General features: G+C 62.4%; 13 protein-coding genes. 5 read left to right on the plus strand and 8 right to left on the minus strand.

Going from position 1 to position 14,514, the window contains the following annotated elements:
• Positions 1 to 95: 95 nt before the first annotated feature.
• Complete coding sequence (locus Q8M42_RS06885; RefSeq protein WP_304871176.1) at positions 96 to 1,049, minus strand: FecR domain-containing protein; 954 nt, start codon at positions 1,047 to 1,049, stop codon at positions 96 to 98.
• Positions 1,046 to 1,564, minus strand: coding sequence for an RNA polymerase sigma factor (locus tag Q8M42_RS06890; protein WP_304871175.1), 519 nt, complete (start codon positions 1,562 to 1,564; stop codon positions 1,046 to 1,048). Before Q8M42_RS06890 ends, Q8M42_RS06885 begins: the two co-directional genes overlap by 4 nt.
• A 207-nt stretch (positions 1,565 to 1,771) precedes the next feature.
• Here Q8M42_RS06890 and yegQ point away from each other — a divergent pair, with 207 nt between their 5' ends.
• Positions 1,772 to 3,088 (plus strand): tRNA 5-hydroxyuridine modification protein YegQ, encoded by a 1,317-nt coding sequence (gene yegQ, locus Q8M42_RS06895; RefSeq protein WP_304871174.1) that lies wholly within the window; start codon positions 1,772 to 1,774, stop codon positions 3,086 to 3,088.
• A gap of 71 nt (positions 3,089 to 3,159) precedes the next feature.
• Here yegQ and Q8M42_RS06900 read toward each other — a convergent pair whose 3' ends face one another.
• The 3 genes from Q8M42_RS06900 to Q8M42_RS06910 form a co-directional block, all read right to left on the minus strand.
• Positions 3,160 to 3,864, minus strand: a complete 705-nt coding sequence (locus Q8M42_RS06900) for a PolC-type DNA polymerase III (protein WP_304871172.1) — start codon at positions 3,862 to 3,864, stop codon at positions 3,160 to 3,162.
• Positions 3,861 to 5,792: a putative nucleotidyltransferase substrate binding domain-containing protein gene (locus Q8M42_RS06905; protein ID WP_304871170.1), complete on the minus strand. Its 1,932-nt coding sequence runs from the start codon at positions 5,790 to 5,792 to the stop codon at positions 3,861 to 3,863. Before Q8M42_RS06905 ends, Q8M42_RS06900 begins: the two co-directional genes overlap by 4 nt.
• A gap of 169 nt (positions 5,793 to 5,961) precedes the next feature.
• Positions 5,962 to 8,139 carry a malate synthase G gene (locus Q8M42_RS06910; protein ID WP_305283821.1) on the minus strand — a complete coding sequence of 726 codons (2,178 nt, stop codon included), beginning with the start codon at positions 8,137 to 8,139 and terminating at the stop codon, positions 5,962 to 5,964.
• 299 nt (positions 8,140 to 8,438) lie between these two features.
• Here Q8M42_RS06910 and Q8M42_RS06915 point away from each other — a divergent pair, with 299 nt between their 5' ends.
• Together Q8M42_RS06915 and Q8M42_RS06920 are read left to right on the plus strand one after the other, a co-directional pair.
• Positions 8,439 to 8,885, plus strand: a complete 447-nt coding sequence (locus Q8M42_RS06915) for a GNAT family N-acetyltransferase (protein ID WP_304871167.1) — start codon at positions 8,439 to 8,441, stop codon at positions 8,883 to 8,885.
• Positions 8,886 to 8,906: 21 nt separating this feature from the next.
• Positions 8,907 to 9,425, plus strand: coding sequence for a glycine cleavage system protein R (locus tag Q8M42_RS06920; protein WP_304871165.1), 519 nt, complete (start codon positions 8,907 to 8,909; stop codon positions 9,423 to 9,425).
• A 213-nt stretch (positions 9,426 to 9,638) separates the two neighbouring features.
• Here Q8M42_RS06920 and rarD read toward each other — a convergent pair whose 3' ends face one another.
• From rarD to Q8M42_RS06935, 3 genes are all read right to left on the minus strand, one after another.
• Complete coding sequence (gene rarD / locus Q8M42_RS06925; RefSeq protein ID WP_304871163.1) at positions 9,639 to 10,532, minus strand: EamA family transporter RarD; 894 nt, start codon at positions 10,530 to 10,532, stop codon at positions 9,639 to 9,641.
• A gap of 341 nt (positions 10,533 to 10,873) precedes the next feature.
• Positions 10,874 to 11,848, minus strand: a complete 975-nt coding sequence (locus tag Q8M42_RS06930; RefSeq protein ID WP_304871161.1) for a serine/threonine protein kinase — start codon at positions 11,846 to 11,848, stop codon at positions 10,874 to 10,876.
• A 198-nt stretch (positions 11,849 to 12,046) separates the two neighbouring features.
• Complete coding sequence (locus Q8M42_RS06935) at positions 12,047 to 12,781, minus strand: ComF family protein (RefSeq protein WP_304871159.1); 735 nt, start codon at positions 12,779 to 12,781, stop codon at positions 12,047 to 12,049.
• An 80-nt stretch (positions 12,782 to 12,861) separates the two neighbouring features.
• Here Q8M42_RS06935 and bioB point away from each other — a divergent pair, with 80 nt between their 5' ends.
• Positions 12,862 to 13,917: a biotin synthase BioB gene (bioB, locus tag Q8M42_RS06940; protein ID WP_304871157.1), complete on the plus strand. Its 1,056-nt coding sequence runs from the start codon at positions 12,862 to 12,864 to the stop codon at positions 13,915 to 13,917.
• Between the two features lie 62 nt (positions 13,918 to 13,979).
• A partial coding sequence (locus Q8M42_RS06945; protein ID WP_305283827.1) for an aminotransferase class I/II-fold pyridoxal phosphate-dependent enzyme occupies positions 13,980 to 14,514 on the plus strand: 535 nt, incomplete at its 3' end.

The following is a 14,514-nucleotide window of genomic DNA, read 5'->3' on the forward strand; positions in this document are numbered from 1 at the left end:
TTCTTTGTGGGAGGGGCTATAGCCGCGACACTGCAATGTCGCGGCTAAAGCCCCTCCCACGTCCGCCCCTGTCCGCCTGGTTTTTAGGCGGCCGCTTACTGCGCAGCAGGTACAACCTTGGCCCACCAGTTGCCAAAGCGTTCGATTTTCACCGGCAAACTCGGCGGTAGCGCAGCCAGGGCCTTGTCGCTGTCGTGCAGGGGGAAGCTGCCGCTGATGCGCAGGTCAGCCAGGCTTGGGTCGAGGCCCAGGTAACCGCTGCGGTATTCGCCCAGGGCGTCGAGCAGGTCGGCCAGGCGCAGGTTGTCGGCTACCAGCATGCCGTGGCTCCAGGCCGCCGCGCTGAGTGGCGCAGGCAGCACGCTGCCAAGGCGCTGGCGCTGCATCAGCACTTGTTCGCCGCTGTGGATAATCCGTTCGCTGCTGCCTTCGGCCGGGTGTGCGGCGACGGCCGACTGCAGCACGGTGAGGCGCGTGCTGGTGCCTTCGCGGCGTACCAGAAAGCGCGTGCCGAGGGCGCGCAGGCTGCCGTGTTCGGTGAACACCACAAAGGGCCGCGTATCGCCGTGAGCGGTCTGCACCAGGATTTCACCGCTGCGCAGGCGCACCGCTCGTTGTGTTTGGCTGAATTCGATATCCACGGCGCTGGCGCTGTTCAGGCGCACCAGGCTGTGGTCGCTGAGCAGCAGCTCGCGCTGTTCGCCCCGGCCGGTGTGTTCGTCGGCCAGGTAATCGCCGAGCGGGCGCTGTTGCGCCAAGAGGCCGAGCGCCAGCGCGCTGCTCAGCAGCAGGCCGAGTGCCGTACTGCCCATACGGCGCAGGTTTTTGCTGCGCGCGCTGTGCAGCAAGGCGTGGCGCGCGGGTACGGCGGCGGCCGAAGCCAGGCGGATATCCAGGCCATTGAGTTGCTGCCAGACCCGTGCATGTTCGGGGTGCGCCGCCAACCATGCGGTGAACGCGTGCTGCTGTTCGGCGCTGACCGTGCCGGAGTCGAGGCACAGTTGCCATTCGATGGCGGCATCCAGCACCTGCGCCGATACCGCGCTCATTGCGGTGCTCCGTAAAGGGCGATGTAGCACTGACGCAGGCCCTGGGCCAGGTACTGACGCACGCGGGATACTGACACACCCAGGCGCTCGGCGATTTCCGCGTGGCCCATGCCGTCCAGACGGTTATGTAGAAAGGCCGCGCGGGCGTTGCTCGACAGCTGGCCGAGCAGGCGGTCGATCTCGCGCAGCGCGTCCAGGGCCAGTGCCTGTTCTTCGGCGCTGGGTTGCACGTCCTGTGGTTGCTGGCCGAGTTCTTCGAGGTAGGCACGTTCCAGCGCGCTGCGGCGGAAGTGGTCGATCAGCAGGCCCTTGGCGATGGTGGTCAGCAGCGCGCGCGGCTCGCGGGCCTGGTCCAGATCACTGCGCCCGAGCAGGCGGACAAAGGTGTCCTGGCTGAGGTCTTCGGCGCGTTCCGGGCTGTACAGGCTTTTGCGCAGCCAGCCGAGCAGCCAATCGCGGTGATCGCGATAGAACAGGCCAACACGTTGCTGGTGGGTGGAATCGCCGGCCGACACGCGGACCTCGCAACAGGAGATGGGAAACAAATCGAGAATTATTCGCATATGATGACAGGGCCGCGCCCTACGCTGCAATCAGCCGTTGGGCTGCCGCGATGGGTGGTTGCGCCGCGTCCTGCCTGCGCCGTGTCATAGATGCAGATCAATAGCCGCTGACCACTGGCGCGCTAGAGTGACCGGCCCTGTTGGCTGAGCGCTTGACCCATGGCATCGACTGCGAATTACCCCGAGCTGCTCTCGCCAGCCGGCACCCTGAAAAATATGCGTTACGCCTTCGCCTATGGCGCGGATGCGGTGTACGCCGGGCAGCCGCGCTATAGCCTGAGGGTGCGCAACAACGAGTTCGACCACGACAACCTTGAGGCGGGTATTCGTGAGGCGCATATCCAGGGCAAGCAGTTCTATGTGGTGGTCAATATCGCGCCGCATAACGCCAAGCTGAAGACCTTTCTGCGCGATTTGCTGCCGGTGGTGCTGATGGGCCCGGATGCGCTGATCATGTCCGACCCCGGTTTGATCATGCTGGTGCGCGAGCACTTTCCGCAGATGCCGATTCACTTGTCGGTGCAGGCCAATGCGGTGAACTGGGCCAGTGTGCAGTTCTGGAAGCAGCAGGGCTTGAACCGGGTGATTCTGTCGCGCGAGCTGTCACTGGAGGAGATTGCCGAGATCCGCAGCGAAGTGCCGGGCATGCAGCTGGAGGTGTTTGTCCATGGCGCGCTGTGCATGGCCTACTCCGGGCGCTGCCTGCTGTCGGGCTATATCAACAAGCGCGATCCCAACCAGGGCAGCTGCACCAATGCCTGCCGCTGGCAATATAAAGCTGAGCAGGCCGGCGAGAACGAGCTGGGCGAGGTGGTGCAGCTGGTCGAACCGACCTTAGGCGTCGGCGCCCCCACCGAGCAGCTGTTTCTGCTGGAAGACTCCAGCCGCCCAGGCGAGCAGATGGCCGCCTTTGAGGATGAGCACGGCACCTACATCATGAACTCCAAGGACTTGCGCGCGGTGCAGCATGTCGAGCGCCTGGTGCAGATGGGCGTGCATTCGCTGAAGATCGAGGGCCGCACCAAATCCCACTACTACGTGGCGCGCACTGCTCAGGTGTATCGCAAGGCCATTGATGATGCAGTGGCCGGCAAACCTTTCGACAAATCCCTGATGAATACCCTGGAGTCCCTCGCTCATCGCGGCTACACCGAGGGCTTTTTGCGCCGCCATGTGCACGATGAATATCAGAACTACGAGCGCGGCAGCTCGGTCTCCGAACAGCAGCAGTTTGTTGGTGAGCTGACCGGCGAACGCCGTGGTGAGCTGGCCGAGGTACGGGTGAAAAACCGCTTTGCCGTCGGCGATGGCCTGGAGCTGATGACGCCCCAGGGCAATCTGCGCTTTAGCCTGCAGCAGCTGGAAAACCGCCAGGGCCAGGCCGTGGCAGTAGCGCCCGGCGACGGCCATGTGCTGTACCTGCCGGTGCCGCCTGAGGTGCAGCTGGAATATGGCTTGTTGATGAGAAATCTGTAGGCGCACGCCATGCGTGCGATTCGCGGGCATGGCACTAGGCGTCCCCCCCCCGCTCCTACGGGGTGCTGCCCTTACATCGAATGCGCGCGCTGACGACGGCGGCTGTTGAGTTGCTGCAGCAGTGCCGGCAGGTTATCGAGCTGCTGCTGGCGCGCCTTGCTGAACAGAATCAGCGCCAGCTCGGCAGTCACTAAGGCGTCGGCGCTGGCGTGGTGACGCTGCTGCACTTGCAGGCCGAAATGCTGCGTCCAGTCGTCCAGCCCGGCGTGGGGCAGATTGGCTTTGGGGCAGACCAGCGGGGCGATCTCGGCGACATCGAAGAAGGCATGGCGCAAGCGATAGCCCAGGCTCTGCTTGAGCGCGCGGGCGAGCATGCGCTGGTCGAACTCGGCGTGGAACGCCAGCAGCGGGCTGTCACCGACAAACTCCATAAAGCCCAGCAGCGCTTCGGCCGGCTCCTCGCCATTGGCGATCTCGCTGGGCGCGATGCCGTGGATCAGGGTGCTGGCGCTGGCCTGATGATCCAGGCGCTGCAGGGTGCATTCAAACTGCTGGCTCAGGTCGATGGCGCCGTTGTCGATCACCACCGCGCCGATCGACAGCACCTGATCGCGGCGCATATTCAGCCCGCTGGTTTCCAGATCGAGGATGACGAAGCGCTGCTGGTGCAGTGAACGCTCATCGAGTGCGCAGGGCTCGGCCAGCTTGCCGCGCCGCTGCAGTTGCAGTTGGGTCAGCGCCGGGCCGCGCCCGCTAAACCAGGTGAACTTGCTCATAGTTGATACCTCACAGCCAGGCTGCTCTGCAGCCGCTGCGCCTGGCGGAAGGACTCGCGCAGGATGCGTCGGTCGAGGTGATTGAGATTATCGGGGTCGACCCGGTTGGAGTAGGGCAGGCCGCTGCGTGCCTGCAACTGGTGCTGTTGCATACGCGCCTGCTGGATGTAGTGGTAGGCCTCTTCATAGGCCGCGCCATCCTGGGTTTCGATCACCCCTTGCTGGGTCAGCGCGCGCAGGCGCTCCAGGGTGTTGCAGACGTCCACGCCATGGGCCAGAGCGAGCAGGCGGGCGCCGTCGACAAAGGGCGTGAGGCCTTGCACCTTGAGGTCCAGGGTGTCTTTCTCGGCACCTTTGCGCGCCACTACAAAATCGCGAAACACCCCAACTGGCGGGCGCTGGCGCAGGGCGTTCTCGGCCAGCATGCGCTGGAACAGGCTATTGCCGGCGACCTGCTGCAGCAGACCCTGGCGCAGCTGCTCGCAGCCCTCGATCTCGCCCCATACCGCACGCAGATCGAAGTAGATGCTCGACGCCAGCAGATTCTCCGGGGTGGCTTCCTGGACAAAGCTGCTGAAGCGCCGCGACCACTCCTGGCGCGACAGGCACAGCTCGGGGTTGCCGGCCATGATATTGCCCTTGCACAGGGTAAAGTCGCACTGCGCCAGGCGTAGGTTGATCTCATGCGCCAGCGGCAGCAGGCGGCCGCGAATGGCGGCGGCCTCGGTGGCGTCAGCGGCCTCGAAGAGGATGCCGTTGTCCTGGTCGGTGTACAGGGTTTGCTCGCTACGGCCCTCGCTGCCGAACACCAGCCAGGTGAATGGCACGCCAGGGTCACCGAGGTCTTCCAGGGTCAGTTCGATCACCCGGCAGACGGTGTGGTCGTTGAGCAGGGTGATCAGCTGGGTGATCTGCGTCGAGCTGGCACCGTGGGCGAGCATGCTGTCGACTAGCTGGCGCACATCGCTGCGCAGCGCCGCCAGGGTTTCCACCCGACCGGCGTGGCGAATGGTGCGCGCCAGGTGCACCAGATCGACCCGCTGCAGGCTGAACAGATCACGCTCGGAAATCACCCCGCACAGCCGGCCCTGTTCGACCAGGCAGACGTGAGCGATATGCCGCTCGGTCATGGCCATCGCTGCATCGAAGGCGCTGGCATCCGGTGGCAGATGGAAGGGTGATTGGGTCATCAGGCGGTCGATGGGCTGGGTCAGGTCGACGCCATCGGCCACCACGCGGCGCAGGTCACGCAGGGTGAAAATGCCCAGCGGTTTCTGCGCCGGGTCGACAATCACGATGCTGCCGACCTGCTGCTCGTGCATCAGTTTGACCGCATCGCGCAGCGGCATGTCAGGGGCGCAGCTGATCGGGGTGCGCATGGCCAGTTGGCCGAGGCGGGTGTCGAGGGAATATTGCGCGCCGAGGGTTTCCACCGCGCGCATCTGCACCTGCTGGTTGACCTGATCGAGCAGGCTGCTGACCCCGCGCAGAGCAAAGTCGCGCAGCGGGTTGGACAGCGAGAACAGTTTGATAAAGGCCGGCTTGTTCAGCAGCAGGCAGAAGGTGTCTTCGGCGGCCAGGTGTTCGGTGCGGGTGGCGCGCTCGCCAATCAACGCGGCCAGCGGGAAGCATTCGCCAGTGGTGATCTCGAAGGTGGTTTCTGTGCCGCGCCTTGCCGAGTGAGGGCGCTCGCCGTGCACGCGGCCCTGTTTAACGATAAAGAAGTACTCAACCGGGCCGTCAGTCGGCTTGATGATGGTTTCACCTTCGCCATAAAACCGCAGCTGACAGTTCTCCACCAGATACGCCAAGTGGGCGGCATCCATCTGGTTGAACGGCGGGAATTTCTGCAAAAAGGCCATGGTGCCATGGATGTTCTGCAGCACAGCCGTCTTGCCTGCCTGGGCGATTGCGTCTGCGCTGCTCATGGGCGGCCTCGGGGGTTGGCTATATAGGCATGATCGGCCTTTGCTGTCGCACGAGCCATTGGACGTAAGTCTAGACGGCAGGCTCCGCCTGGAGTGGCCAGTTGTTGGGTACTTGTGCGCAATAAAAAACCGCCCCGAAGGGCGGTTTTTATGTGGCTACAGCTGCGGGTTACAGGCCGTTGGCGGCTTTGAACTCGCGGCGGCGGCGGTGCAGGACTGGCTCGGTGTAGCCGTTCGGCTGCTTGGCGCCTTCGACTACCAGCTCCAGGGCAGCCTGGAAGGCGATGTTGCTGTCGAAGTTCGGTGCCAGCGGACGGTACAGCGGGTCAGCCGCGTTCTGACGGTCAACCACCGGAGCCATGCGCTTGAGGCTGGCAACGATCTGCTCTTCAGTGGCGATGCCATGACGCAGCCAGTTGGCCAGCAGCTGGCTGGAGATGCGCAGGGTAGCGCGGTCTTCCATCAGGCCGACGTCATTGATATCCGGCACCTTGGAGCAGCCGACGCCCTGGTCGATCCAGCGCACGACATAACCGAGGATGCCCTGCGAGTTGTTGTCCAGTTCGTTCTGGATCTCGTCAGCCGACCAGTTGGTGTCCTTGGCCAGCGGAATGCTCAGGATGTCGTCGATGGACGCGCGGGCGCGTTGGGCCAGTTCGGCCTGACGGGCGAACACGTCGACCTTGTGGTAATGCAGCGCGTGCAGCGCAGCGGCGGTCGGCGACGGCACCCAGGCGGTGTTGGCACCGGCCAGCGGGTGAGCGATCTTCTGCTCCAACATACCAGCCATCAGGTCGGGCATGGCCCACATGCCTTTACCGATCTGCGCGCGACCTTGCAGGCCGGTGGCCAGGCCGATGTCGACGTTCCAGTTCTCGTAGGCGCTGATCCACTTCTCGGACTTCATGGCGGCTTTACGTACCACGGCGCCAGCTTCCATGGAGGTGTGGATTTCGTCACCGGTGCGGTCGAGGAAGCCGGTGTTGATAAACACCACGCGCTCGCTGGCGGCCTTGATACAGGCTTTCAGGTTGACGGTGGTGCGGCGCTCTTCGTCCATGATGCCGACTTTCAGCGTGTTGCGAGCCAGGCCAAGGACATCTTCAACGCGACCGAAAATTTCGGTGGTAAAAGCTACTTCTTCTGGGCCGTGCATCTTCGGTTTAACAATGTAGACCGAACCGGTGCGAGTGTTCTTGCGGCTGGTGTTGCCATTCAGGTTGTGGATGGCGATCAGGCTGGTGAACAGCGCGTCCTGAATGCCTTCCGGGATTTCGTTGCCCTGGGCATCGAGGATCGCCGGGTTGGTCATCAGATGGCCGACGTTACGCACGAACAGCAGGCTGCGACCGTGCAGGGTCAGCTCGCTACCGTCGGTTTTGGTGTAGACGCGATCCGGGTTCATGGTGCGGGTGAAGGTCTGGCCGCCTTTGACCACTTCTTCCGCCAGGTCGCCCTTCATCAGGCCGAGCCAGTTCTTGTAGATCACCACTTTGTCGTCGGCATCGACGGCGGCGACCGAGTCTTCGCAGTCCATGATGGTGGTCAGCGCAGCTTCCATCAGCACGTCTTTAACGCCAGCGGCGTCGGTCTGGCCGACCGGGGTGTTGGCGTCGATCTGAATTTCGAAATGCAGGCCGTTGTGCTTGAGCAGTACGGCGATAGGCGCGTCGCTTGCGCCCTGGAAACCAACCAGTTGTGCGTCGTCACGCAGGCCGCTGTTGCTGCCGCCTTTGAGGCTGACAACCAGCTTGCCGGCTTCGATGCGGTAACCGGTGGAATCGACGTGGGAGCCAGCAGCCAGCGGCGCGGCTTCGTCGAGGAAGGCGCGGGCGAAGGCAATCACCTTGTCGCCGCGAACCTTGTTGTAGCCGCGGCCTTTCTCGGCGCCGCCTTCTTCGCTGATCACGTCAGTACCGTACAGGGCATCGTACAGCGAGCCCCAGCGGGCGTTGGAGGCGTTGAGGGCAAAGCGCGCATTCATAACCGGCACTACCAGCTGCGGGCCTGCCAGACGGGCGATTTCTTCGTCGACGTTCTGGGTGGTGGCCTGGAAGTCAGCTGGCTCTGGTAGCAGGTAGCCGATTTCCTGAAGGAAGGCTTTATAAGCTGCTGCGTCATGCGCTTGGCCAGCGCGGGCTTGATGCCAGCCGTCAATCTGCGCCTGAATCGCATCGCGTTTGGCGAGCAGCGCACGATTTTTCGGGGCCAGGTCATTGATGACCGCTTCGGCACCCGCCCAGAACGTTTCGGCAGTAATGCCGGTACCGGGGATGGCTTCGTTATTCACGAAGTCGAACAGCACTTTGGCAACCTGCAGGCTGCCTACTTGAACGCGTTCAGTCATCACTTGCCTCACTCTGCTCAGCTCTACTCAATAGCCGCGTCGGACATGGGAAATACGTCATGTAGTCCGAGGCGCGGCATACTACATCAAGATCCGGGGAAAATCAGTGGGTGCGCGTCGCTCTGCGACCAAGAAGTGCTTTGCAGTCACTGTGTGTGGCGTATTGTCGCGGTAAACTTTGAATATTGTTTCATAAAAGTTAAAAAACAGTACACAGTTTATTGCGCGTGTTTCTCGATCTACTGCTATAGACGCGCCTGCCTATACTGCTGCTCCACCGTTTATGGAGAGTGATCACCATGCATATACAGGCAGCCACTGCCGTGGATCTGGATGAGCTGGCCGAGCTGTTTGGCGCCTATCTGCGCTTCTATGAGGCGGCCAAGCCTCAGCCGCAGGTGCGGGACTTCCTCGCCGCGCGCCTGCGCAACAGTGATTCGACCATCCTGCTGGCGCGCGATAAGCAAGGTGTGGCATTGGGCTTCGTCCAGCTCTATGCCTTTTTCTCTTCGCTGGCACTACAGCCGGCCTGGCTGCTGAGTGACCTGTATGTCAGCGAGCAGGCGCGCCGCCAGGGTGTTGGTGAGGCGTTGATGAACGCTGCTCGCGCCCATGCCGAAGCTACTGGCGCATGCGGTTTGCAGTTGGAGACGGCAAAGAGCAATCTGCCAGGACAAGCCCTCTACGAACGCCTGGGTTATGTGCGTGATGAGGTGTTTTATACCTATTGGCTGGCGCTCAAATAAGCCTCGTATAAGGAGTTGTTTATGGATCATCTGGTATTGACGGTTATTGCCCAGGATCAGCCGGGGCTGGTCGAGCGCATCGCCCAGTGCATCAGCGAGCACGGCGGTAACTGGCTGGAGAGCCGTATGTCGCGTATGGCTGGGCAGTTCGCCGGAATCCTGCGCGTTGATGTGCCGCTGGATGCGCATGCCGGCCTGGTCACTGCGCTGGAGGAATTGCAGGGCCATGGCATTCGCGTGCAGATCGCCGCTGGCGGCACCGAGCCGGTAACGGTTTGGCAGGCCATTCGCCTGGAGCTGGTGGGCAATGATCGCCCGGGTATCGTGCGCGATATCACCCGCCTGCTCAGCAGCCATGGGGTCAACCTGGAAAGCCTGAACACCGAAGTGGTGCCGGCGCCTATGAGTGGCGAACTGCTGTTCCAGGCCCAGGCGGTGTTGGGCGTGCCGCAGAGTCTGAGCCTGGAGCAGTTGCAGACCCATCTGGAAACCCTGGCGGATGATCTGATGGTGGAGCTAAAACTGCAGGTTGAAGACTAGGCGGCTTTATCCACGATCCATGTGGATAACTCTGTGCGTAGCATGAGGAGCCCCGGAGCACTGCTTAGTGCCCCGGGGCTTTTTGCTAAGTGCTTATTTTTTAAGCACTTAGCAACTGGTTGTGCACAAAGGCCGGGGATGCTTCTGTGGATAAGCCGGGGGCAATTGGCTGCAGGCCAGCGGCCTCGGGCGTTACGGCAGGCTGGCTGTTTTTTAATCAGCTTGGCGTTTGCGCAAGCTCAACCAGGCATCCACGCTGTAGATCGCCAGCCCGGTCCAGATGCAGATAAAGGCCAGCAGCTTGCTCGGGTCGAAGTGTTCGCCAAACAGGAAGATCGCCTGCAGCAGCACCAGGGTGGGCGCCAGGTACTGCAGAAAGCCCAGGGTGGTGTAGGGCAAATGACGGGCTGCGGCGTTGAAACACACCAACGGCACCAGGGTGATGGGCCCAGCGGCAATCAGCCACAGCGCTTCCGGGGTGCTCCAGAAGTCAGCCTGAGTGCTCATCGCAGTGGGGTGCATCAGCAACCAGCCCAGTGCCAGCGGTAGCAGCAGCCAGGTTTCCACCACCAGGCCGGGCAGTGCAGCCACCGGTGCCTGTTTGCGGATCAGCCCGTAGAACCCGAAGGTCAGCGCCAGCACCAGGGATACCCAGGGAATGCTGCCGACCTGCCACAGCTGTTGCAACACACCCAGCGCGGCCAGGGCTACGGCCAGCCATTGCAGGCGGCGCAAACGCTCGCCGAGAATCAGCATGCCCAGCAGCACGTTGACTAGCGGATTGATGTAGTAACCCAGGCTGGCCTCAAGCATGCGCTCGTTATTCACCGCCCACACATACACCAGCCAGTTGCTGGCGATCAGCACCCCGCTCAGGGCCAGTACGGCAAAACGTTTGGGATTGTTGAGCAGCTCGCGCAGCCAGCCGGGGTGCTTCCACACCAGTAGCAACAGCGCACCAAACAGCGCGGACCAGAGTGCGCGATGGACGATGATTTCCAGCGCCGGCACGCTCTGGATCGCTTTGAAATAGAGCGGGAACAGGCCCCAGATGATGTAGGCGGTCAGGCCGAGAATATACCCGCGACGCGGGTTGGCGGTGGCCATGCTGGGTCCTTGCTTGGGCGGCTAACTAGAGGCCTGCGATTCTAGTCGGCATGGCGCGAGCTTGTCTGGATGGGCAGGATTTTCTTCGGCGCTCCAGGGCGCTTGGCTGTAACAAAGATGTTACGGCTGAGTGGGTAACTGTAGTGGTCAGCCCTGTAGCCCGGATAAGCCTTGGCGCAATCCGGGGGTGCTATCCCGGATTGCGCTGCGCTTATCCAGGCTACGGACTGCATGGGCCGAGGGTTCTTGGTGCGCGCGGCGCACCCTACAAGTCAGCCCTGTAGCCCGGATGCAATCCGGGGTTGCCATTCGCGGATTACATCCGTGCTAGGCAAGCCGTGTCAAAACAGCTTTAGCGGTTCTTCACCCAGCGCCGACAGTTGCTCACGCAGGATCAGGATCTGCTCGCCCCAGTAACGTTCGCTGCCGAACCAGGGGAAGCTCATGGGGAAGGCCGGGTCGTCCCAGCGCCGCGCCAGCCAGGCGCTGTAATGCATCAGACGCAGGGCGCGCAGGCCTTCGATCAGCGGCAGTTCGCGCGGGTTGAAGTCGTGAAACTCCTGATAACCATCCATCAGCTCCGAGAGCTGGCCGAGGCGCTCGTGACGTTCGCCGGCGAGCATCATCCATAAATCCTGCACGGCCGGCCCCATGCGGCAGTCGTCGAGGTCGACCATGTGGAAGGTCTCGTCGCGGCACAGCAGGTTGCCGGGGTGGCAATCGCCGTGCAAACGGATCGCCTGCACTGGATTGGCGGCGAACAGTACATCCAGGCGCTTGAGCAGATCCCGCGCTACGGACTCGTAGGCCGGCAGCAGGCTGCGTGGAATAAAGTTGCCGTCCAGCAGGGTGGTCAGCGATGCATGGCCGAAGTTGCTCACCTGCAGGGCTTCACGATGGATGAAGGGTTTCAGCGAGCCGACTGCATGCAGGCGGCCGAGCAGTTGGCCGAGGCGATACAGCTGGTCGAGGTTGCCAGGCTCCGGCGCGCGGCCGCCACGCCGTGGAAACAGGGCGAAGCGAAAGCCGGAATAACTGAACAGGGTTTCGCCATCGCGTACCAGTGGCGCCACCACCGGCACCTCGCACTCGGCCAGCTCGAAGGTGAAACTGTGCTCCTCGCGAATCGCTTCATCGGTCCAGCGGTCCGGGCGATAGAACTTGGCAATCAGCGGCGTTTCGTCCTCGATGCCCACCTGATAGACGCGGTTTTCGTAGCTGTTCAGCGCCAGTACGCGGGCGTCGCTGAGGTAGCCGATGCTCTCCACGGCATCCAGCACCAGGTCGGGTGTGAGTGCGGCAAATGGATGGGACATGGGCGACTCCGGGGTGATTGGCCGCAGAGTGTAGCGCTTATGCATGGTCGGGCGGTGTTTGAGCGCTGCGTAGGATGGTGTTGAGCGCAGCGATACCCATCACCAGTTCGTAGCCTGGATAAGCGCAGCGCAATCCGGGATAGCACTTCGGATAGCGCTCCCGGATTGCGCCAAGGCTTATCCGGGCGACGAGGCGGGTTAATCGCCGGGCTTTGGCGTGCGCGCCAGGCAATACACGTCAATCCGCGCCGCACCAGCCTTGTTTAATAGCCGCGCCAGGCTTTCGGCGGTGGCTCCAGTGGTCAGAACGTCATCGACCAGCGCCACATGCAGGCCACTGACTGCGCTGCCTGGCGCCAGAGCAAAAGCTTTGCGCAGGTTGCGTTTGCGCGTGGCGGCATCCAGTTGCTGTTGCGCCGGCGTATCGATAATTCGCTGTAGCCAGTTTTTCTGCTGCGGTACTTGCAGCAGAGGGCTAAGCCATTCACAGAGCAAACCGGCCTGGTTAAAACCGCGCTGGCGTTGACGTTTTTCCGCCAGCGGTACGGGTAGCAGCAGATCGGGGCGCGGCAGCCCTTCATCGAAGGCATGTTGCAGATGCTGTGACAAAAGCTCGCCGAGCAGACGTCCCAATGGCCACTTGGCCTGATGCTTGAACCGGGTAATCAGGCTGTCGATGGGGAAGGCGTAGCGCCAGGGCACTTCGACTTTGCTAAAACTCGGCGGCTTTTTCAGGCAGGCCCCGCAGACCAAGCCGTGGCTGGGCAGTGGCAGGGCGCAGACCTGGCAATGTCCGCCGAGCCACGGCAGTTCGGCTTCGCAGCTGGTGCAGATGGCCAGTGCGGCGTCTGCGGCTTCGTCGCAGAGCAAACAGGATTGTTTGCTTTTTAACCAGTTGTAAACCGGGTGCTGTGAGTTGGGTTGACAGCGCATACGCCTTCCATAACTATGCCGAACATCCGTGTCGCGTCCGCTGAATCTAGCAGGGCGCAGCCAACAATAAGGAATTACCGATGAGCGCCACCACCGCCGCCAACCTGCGTCACGACTGGACTCTGAATGAGGTCAAGGCGCTCTTCGAGCAACCGTTCAACGACCTGCTGTTCCAGGCGCAGAGCGTGCACCGCGCGCATTTTGACCCGAACCGCGTGCAGGTCTCGACCCTGCTGTCGATCAAGACCGGCGCCTGTCCGGAAGACTGCAAGTACTGCCCGCAGTCCGGCCACTACAACACCGGTCTGGAAAAGGAAAAACTGCTGGAAGTGCAGAAGGTGCTGGAAGCCGCCGCCGAGGCCAAGGCCATCGGCTCTACGCGCTTCTGCATGGGCGCGGCGTGGAAGCACCCGTCGGCTAAAGACATGCCCTACGTGCTGAAAATGGTCGAGGGCGTCAAAGCCCTGGGCCTGGAAACCTGCATGACCCTGGGCAAGCTGGATAAAGAACAGACCCAGGCCCTGGCCGCTGCCGGCTTGGATTACTACAACCACAACCTGGATACCTCGCCGGAGTTCTACGGCAATATCATCACCACCCGCACCTATGGCGAGCGCTTGGAAACCCTGGCCTATGTGCGTGATTCGGGGATGAAGATCTGCTCCGGTGGCATTCTCGGCATGGGCGAGTCGCTGGACGACCGCGCCGGGCTGCTGATTCAGCTGGCCAACCTGCCGGAGCATCCGGAGTCGGTGCCGATCAACATGCTAGTCAAGGTCAAAGGTACGCCGCTGGCCGATGAGCAGGATGTCGATCCGTTCGACTTTATTCGCATGCTCGCCGTCGCGCGGATCATGATGCCGCAGTCGCATGTGCGCCTGTCCGCTGGCCGCGAGGCGATGAATGAGCAGATGCAAGCCCTGGCGTTCTTCGCCGGCGCCAACTCGATCTTCTACGGCGAGAAACTGCTGACCACCGCCAACCCGCAGGCCAACAAAGATATGGAGTTGTTTGCCCGCCTTGGCATCAAGCCGGAAGAACGCGAAGAGCACGCAGATGAAGTGCATCAGGCCGCTATCGAGCAGGCCCTGGTCGAGCAGCGCGACTCCAAGCTGTTCTATAACGCTGCGGTCTGACTGCTGAGCGCGCCTCTCTCCTATATCCGGAGTGGGGCGTTAATGCCTCCTCCGAGATAGCCATGAGCTTCGATCTTGCCACTCGCCTCGCCGAGCGCCGCACCGCCAATCTCTATCGCCAGCGGCCCTTGCTTGAGTCACCGCAGGGGCCGCTGGTGCAGGTCGATGGGCGGCAGCTGCTGGCTTTCTGTTCCAACGATTACCTGGGCCTGGCCAATCATCCGCAGGTGATCGACGCCTGGCGCGCGGGTGCGGAACAATGGGGCGTGGGCGGCGGTGCATCGCATCTGGTGATCGGCCACAGCACGCCGCACCACCAGTTGGAAGAAGCCCTCGCCGAGTTCACCGGGCGGCCGCGTGCGCTGCTGTTTTCCACCGGCTATATGGCCAACCTCGGTGCAGTCACCGCGTTGGTCGGGCAAGGCGATAGCGTGTTGGAGGATCGCCTCAACCATGCCTCCCTGCTGGATGCCGGCCTGCTCAGCGGCGCGCGCTTTTCTCGTTACCTGCACAACGATGGCGTAAGCCTGGCCAACCGCCTGCGCAAGGTCATCGGCAATACCCTGATCGTCACCGATGGCGTATTCAGCATGGACG

The organism is Pseudomonas sp., from assembly GCF_030684895.1.
GTDB lineage: Bacteria > Pseudomonadota > Gammaproteobacteria > Pseudomonadales > Pseudomonadaceae > Aquipseudomonas.

Bases quoted from the DNA above. Each gene is read 5' to 3' on its own strand.
- Q8M42_RS06885 (WP_304871176.1), bottom strand. From the start codon at position 1,049: ATGAGCGCGGTATCGGCGCAGGTGCTGGATGCCGCCATCGAATGGCAA.
- yegQ (WP_304871174.1), top strand. From the start codon at position 1,772: ATGGCATCGACTGCGAATTACCCCGAGCTGCTCTCGCCAGCCGGCACC.
- Q8M42_RS06900 (WP_304871172.1), bottom strand. From the start codon at position 3,864: ATGAGCAAGTTCACCTGGTTTAGCGGGCGCGGCCCGGCGCTGACCCAA.
- Q8M42_RS06905 (WP_304871170.1), bottom strand. From the start codon at position 5,792: ATGAGCAGCGCAGACGCAATCGCCCAGGCAGGCAAGACGGCTGTGCTG.
- Q8M42_RS06910 (WP_305283821.1), bottom strand. From the start codon at position 8,139: ATGACTGAACGCGTTCAAGTAGGCAGCCTGCAGGTTGCCAAAGTGCTG.
- Q8M42_RS06915 (WP_304871167.1), top strand. From the start codon at position 8,439: ATGCATATACAGGCAGCCACTGCCGTGGATCTGGATGAGCTGGCCGAG.
- Q8M42_RS06920 (WP_304871165.1), top strand. From the start codon at position 8,907: ATGGATCATCTGGTATTGACGGTTATTGCCCAGGATCAGCCGGGGCTG.
- rarD (WP_304871163.1), bottom strand. From the start codon at position 10,532: ATGGCCACCGCCAACCCGCGTCGCGGGTATATTCTCGGCCTGACCGCC.
- Q8M42_RS06930 (WP_304871161.1), bottom strand. From the start codon at position 11,848: ATGTCCCATCCATTTGCCGCACTCACACCCGACCTGGTGCTGGATGCC.
- Q8M42_RS06935 (WP_304871159.1), bottom strand. From the start codon at position 12,781: ATGCGCTGTCAACCCAACTCACAGCACCCGGTTTACAACTGGTTAAAA.
- bioB (WP_304871157.1), top strand. From the start codon at position 12,862: ATGAGCGCCACCACCGCCGCCAACCTGCGTCACGACTGGACTCTGAAT.